Raw genomic sequence first — 5,052 nt, 5'->3', positions numbered from 1 at the left:
CCGCACTTCTTAGGCTGAGAAACGGTTTTTAAGTGACCAAGTTCAACTTATTAACTTGTAACTTAATAACAAAAAGCAACTTTCAAACCTGTCAATAAAAATCTTAGTGATCAATCCGATCTTTTGACAAATTTAAAATAAAAATACTTTGTGACTTTGATCACTTTTGATTTTTTTTGAAATTCGAATTAAATGCTTGTGATGATCAATATCACGTTTTGTGTTGAGTTGTGGTGGATTTAAAGTGTGACTTGGATCTGTTTTTGTTTTTTTGTGAAAGTTTGTGACGGAATTGGTGAGATAAATGCTATCTAGATCTTTCGATAGATTGTATCTATAAGAGTCTTTTCGGCGCACTTCACGGAGCACGCCTAATTAGTTGATGAAAGGGTAAATAAAGAGAGTCGCCACACGGTTCTTCTTGTGATTCCCAACTCTCTACTTAATCACTGTTCTTAATCATCGTTGCTATTAGTATGATAGACGAGGTAGTCATGAGCTTGCTCGCGTCCCATATACCTTGCCAACGTCTTTTCTTGAACATCGCGCAAATCCACCATAATCAATCCATCTAGAGCGTTATTGAATGCAGGGTCGACGTTGAAGCATACCAGCTTGCCATTGAGGCTTAAGTACTGACGCAGCAAAACGGGCACTCCTTTCCCTTCATCGATTCTGGCAATGACACGTGACAATAGCTGTAAATCACCCAGAGCAGTGAGCATGCTGGTGTTCCAGTCACGGTGGTGCTCAGGAAGTGGGTTAGAAGGTGTGACGTACTCTGCGCAATTGTTGTCGTAGTGGTGCAGTGTCATTGATTGAGCCAGTAATTGACGTGCAGTATCGCTATAATCGTTGCTAATGCTTACCGGACCAAATAGGTGAGTGTAATCTGGGTTTTGATGAACGAACGTTGCGATGCCTTTCCACAGTAGCAGTAGCGCGCTCATGCTCTTTTGATATTGCTGTGCAATCACAGAGCGCCCCATCTCAATGGATTTACCCATTTGGTCGATAAAGCGTTGGTCATAGTTAAACAACGTTCGTGAATATAGACCTGCTACGCCGCGCTTTTCAATCAGTTGATCAACCAGACCTAAACGATACGCGCCCACCAAGCATTGGTTCTCTCTGTCCCACACAAACAGATGCAGGTAATCATGATCGAAATGGTCAATGTCTATTGCTAGTCCAGTCCCTTCGCCAACTTGTCGGAAATTGAGCTCACGTAGGCGACCAATTTCATGCAGTAGGGAAGGGATACTCTGCGACTCCGTGCAGTAAACATCGAACTCACCACTTGTTAGCAGCTTGGACTCTTTTGGTAAGTTGTTCAGCTCTTCAAGCAATTCGCCTACGGGTAACCCTGCCGCTATTGGAGAGAGCAGTTCTGATGAAGAAGAAGGCTTAACTGATTGGGTTTCACGATTGAGCAAGTAAGTGTTGAGCCGCAAATAGTTCACCACTTGATCATCGTTAAGTGTGTTGATCTCTTTGAATTTAATCGCTTGGCCAAAAGACAAGTTGATGGTTTGTGCATGTTTGTTCAGTAGCTCCCGCCCGAGCATTAGGGTACGCAAAAGTGGATGGATTTTCCCTGCCATATAGAAGCGTTTCGAGTTCTGACCACTGATGAATACTGGAACTGTCGTTGCTTTGTTTTTGCGGATCAGGCTACTTACGCTTCGACTCCACGCTTTGTCTTCCAAGCGTTGCTGTTTGGCATCGACTAACTGGGAAACCTCACCGGCAGGAAAGACAAGCAATAAGCCGCCACTTGCGAGGTGTTTATTAGCCGCTCTGAGGGCCTTCATATTCGATTTGACGGCGTCTCTGCCTTCAAACACATCGACACCAATGAAGAGCTGATCTAACTCTGGTACGGTTTTCAGGTATTGATTGGCTAGAATTTGGATATCGTCTCGTACCATCAACAAGAGTTCGGCCAAGATGACGCCTTCCACACAACCAAGCGGGTGGTTCGCCACAATGACGGTAGCTCCTTGTTTAGGTACTGAGTCGAGTGAACCATGAGCAATGCGATAATCGATACCTAAGATATCCAGCGTGAAGCGGAGAAAAGTTTTGGTATCGGCATTAACGGGGCGTTGGGCGTAGAACTTATCGAGTTGGTTTAAACCGGTTGCCCATTCAGCAACGTTTTCACCAATGCCAAACGGCGTTTTACGAGGGAGACGAAAAGGGGTTGAACTATCCATATTTACCTCAGCGTACAAGTTGCTGATTGGATAGTAGAAATTACAGATGACAGTTAAGAGGCAAAAGCATGAGCCTTTGGTGACAAACCAATGAAGCTTTATTGACTAAAGAAAACGGTATATCACTGTGCTATGAATCAAAACTCGCGTTATGTCTCCCTCTTAAAATAATAGATAGGCTATCTTATCTAGAACAAAGATTAAGCTAAGTTGATATTTATCAGGGGGAAATAATGGAACGAGTTTCCAATAAAGCAGCACTTTGGATTGGGCTAAGTTTGATACTTGGTCTTGGCATCCTTGGCTATTTTATGCAGCAGACGGCGGTGAAATACCGAGCCTATGAAAGAGTCGTGACAGTAAAAGGTTTGTCGGAGCGTGAGTATCCTGCTGATACGGTGATTTGGCCGATTCAATTTACTCTAGCGAGTAATGATATGGGGGCCATGTTTGATGAAATTGACCAGCAAACCCGTTTGATTTTGGACTTTCTAAGTGCCAAAGGGCTTCCTGAAACCAGCGTTTCCCTCTCTTCCCCAGCGGTCATTGACAGAAAAGCACAGCAATATGGGAGCGAGCAAGACATTGAGTATCGTTATTTGGCCTCGCGAACCGTTACGGTTTACAGCCAGAGTGTTGATGTTGTTCGAGCGGCAATCAATGAAATAGGTGAGTTAGGAAAACAAGGCGTTTTGCTTAACCAAGATCCTTATGCAAATCGTGTTGAGTACAGCTTTACTAAGCTGAATGATGTGAAGCCAGACATGATCGAAGAAGCGACTAAGAATGCGCGTGAAGTGGCTGAGAAATTTGCGAAAGACTCACAAAGTTCACTGGGTAAGATCAAACGTGCAACTCAAGGGCAGTTCTCGATTTATGACCGAGACAGCAACACGCCTTACATTAAGAAAGTACGAGTGGTATCGACGGTTCAATATTACTTATCTGATTAAAGTTGCGCTCATATAGTCAATAGTTGGTCGTTCCATCACCTTCTATTTGTAGAGGTATCTATGCTCTGTGATAGGGAAATCAGTCTTCGATGACGCTATATACAAGTACTTTTTTATAAAACTAAGTTCTTAACAGTGATGAGGTGAGTTTGATAATAATCAAGCTCACTTGTTTCTTATGAGCGTAAGTTAGTATGACTTATTGCTAGAAGGAATTAGTATCATGGCATACAAGCACTTTGTTAGAGAACTACTGGGTTTAGCGATTGTTGTCTCTGTCGTCTTTGGCGTATTAGGCGTGATGTTAGAGCTCTTCGCACTGACGGCACTTTGGGAGCATCAGCAAACGATAGCCGATGTTTTCTTCCATGAATCTCTCTACTTCATCGTATTTTTAATCCCACCATACTTCCTCTGGAAGTTGATTAACCGTCCTGAATTGGTTTCTGCTGACCAAGCTTATTTGGCAATGAAGTTAGAGGCTGAAAGTCGACAATGAGTCGATTTAGTGAGTAATGAAAAGAAGAGGCTATGAGAAAACATTAGCCTCTTTTCTATCTGATTCGTGGGGCAAAGTATTCGCTGCTTTATTGATTAAAAAGCTGCTTCGATTGTGCCTTTGAAAGTGCGATCGAGATAATCACGAATCGCTTGAGATTGATAAATAGAAACGAACTTTTTATACGCTTCATTATTTTTGTCTGCGTCACGAGTGGCGATGACCATGACTGCTAATGGGGCGTCTTTTGCTTCAAGATAGATACTTTGTTTCTTCGGATCTAAACCAGAAGACATTACGTAGTTCATTGTAATCGCAGCCGCGTCCACATCATCTAATGTTCTTGGTAGCTGAGCGGCATCTACCTCGACAAATTCAAATGATTTTGCGTTTTTTGTGATATCAGTTAGGGCGGCTTTATGGCCAACACCCTGTTTCAGCTCAATTAAACCTGCATCGGCGAGTAGCAACAGACCACGACCACCGTTGGTAGGGTCATTTGGAAGCGCTATACGTGCATTGTTTGGAAGCTCTTGCAGTGAGCGATACTTATTGGAATAAAGCCCCATACGCATAAGAATGGACTGACCAATTGATACTAATTGGGCGTTATGGCTACTGTTGAAGTTGTCTAAAAATGGCTGGTGCTGATAGCTATTAATATCGATGCTACCATCGCTAAGAGCGGCATTAGGTGTCACGTAGTCAGAAAACTCAATGACTTCGACATTCAAACCTTGCTTCGCTGCCTCCTTCGCTACCGCCTCGACTACTTGTGCATGTGGTCCAACTGTCGCGCCCACTTTAATGACAGAGTCATCTTTTTCTCCACAAGCGCTTAAGCCGACTACTGCCGTGAGAATCAAAGCTAGTTTCTTTAAGTGACCAATACTTTTCATTGTAGCTCCATTTTTTTGTTTTAGACGTCTATACGTTTGTATGTCCATCCTATCAGAAGTTGTCTGAGGGTCAATGGTTTAAATCACGAGCGGACATTTTGTTTCATTGCTACATATAGAAAGCCAGATAATAGTTAAAGAAAAGGGGAAGAGGAAAAGCTATTACGAGGTTAATGACGAGTTACCGCAACCGAAACTGTACCCAAAGATATAAGATACAAAAAAAGCGTAGTAGGTATTAACCTGCTACGCCTTTCGGAATATGGTGGCCCCTCGCAGACTTGAACTGCGGACCAATCGATTATGAGCGAAGGTCTGACGCAATCTCACTACACAATCAACATAGAAACTCTGCCCCGAATCACGCCTAAATCCACCAGCAAAATCACATCACCTGATTACCCGCATGACATGACAGCCAACTGACGGGGTTGATAGGGTTGTCGGAGTTGGTGGGGATGACAGGGTTGATGGGGGTTGCA

General features: G+C 43.3%; 4 protein-coding genes. 2 read left to right on the top strand and 2 right to left on the bottom strand.

Going from position 1 to position 5,052, the window contains the following annotated elements:
• Nucleotides 1-455: 455 nt before the first annotated feature.
• Nucleotides 456-2,219, bottom strand: coding sequence for a lysophospholipid acyltransferase family protein (locus tag R7041_RS22680; protein ID WP_064368969.1), 1,764 nt, complete (start codon nucleotides 2,217-2,219; stop codon nucleotides 456-458).
• A 233-nt stretch (nucleotides 2,220-2,452) separates the two neighbouring features.
• Here R7041_RS22680 and R7041_RS22675 point away from each other — a divergent pair, with 233 nt between their 5' ends.
• Complete coding sequence (locus R7041_RS22675; protein WP_005379714.1) at nucleotides 2,453-3,172, top strand: SIMPL domain-containing protein; 720 nt, start codon at nucleotides 2,453-2,455, stop codon at nucleotides 3,170-3,172.
• A gap of 223 nt (nucleotides 3,173-3,395) precedes the next feature.
• Entirely contained in the window at nucleotides 3,396-3,671 is a 276-nt protein-coding gene (locus R7041_RS22670; RefSeq protein WP_005379716.1) for a hypothetical protein, read from the top strand.
• A 95-nt stretch (nucleotides 3,672-3,766) separates the two neighbouring features.
• On the opposite strand, the gene R7041_RS22665 is transcribed toward R7041_RS22670, so the two are convergent.
• Nucleotides 3,767-4,570 carry a MetQ/NlpA family ABC transporter substrate-binding protein gene (locus R7041_RS22665; RefSeq protein ID WP_017633488.1) on the bottom strand — a complete coding sequence of 268 codons (804 nt, stop codon included), beginning with the start codon at nucleotides 4,568-4,570 and terminating at the stop codon, nucleotides 3,767-3,769.
• Nucleotides 4,571-5,052: the final 482 nt, after the last annotated feature.

This window comes from Vibrio sp. 1751 (assembly GCF_033339895.1).
In the GTDB taxonomy this organism is placed as follows: domain Bacteria; phylum Pseudomonadota; class Gammaproteobacteria; order Enterobacterales; family Vibrionaceae; genus Vibrio; species Vibrio alginolyticus.
The sequence above is the reverse complement of the archived record's forward strand: the minus strand, read 5'-3'. Positions and strand labels throughout refer to the sequence as shown.

Coding starts and splice junctions, on each gene's coding strand:
- R7041_RS22670 (WP_005379716.1), top strand. CDS start 3,396: ATGGCATACAAGCACTTTGTTAGAGAACTACTGGGTTTAGCGATTGTT.
- R7041_RS22680 (WP_064368969.1), bottom strand. CDS start 2,219: ATGGATAGTTCAACCCCTTTTCGTCTCCCTCGTAAAACGCCGTTTGGC.
- R7041_RS22675 (WP_005379714.1), top strand. CDS start 2,453: ATGGAACGAGTTTCCAATAAAGCAGCACTTTGGATTGGGCTAAGTTTG.
- R7041_RS22665 (WP_017633488.1), bottom strand. CDS start 4,570: ATGAAAAGTATTGGTCACTTAAAGAAACTAGCTTTGATTCTCACGGCA.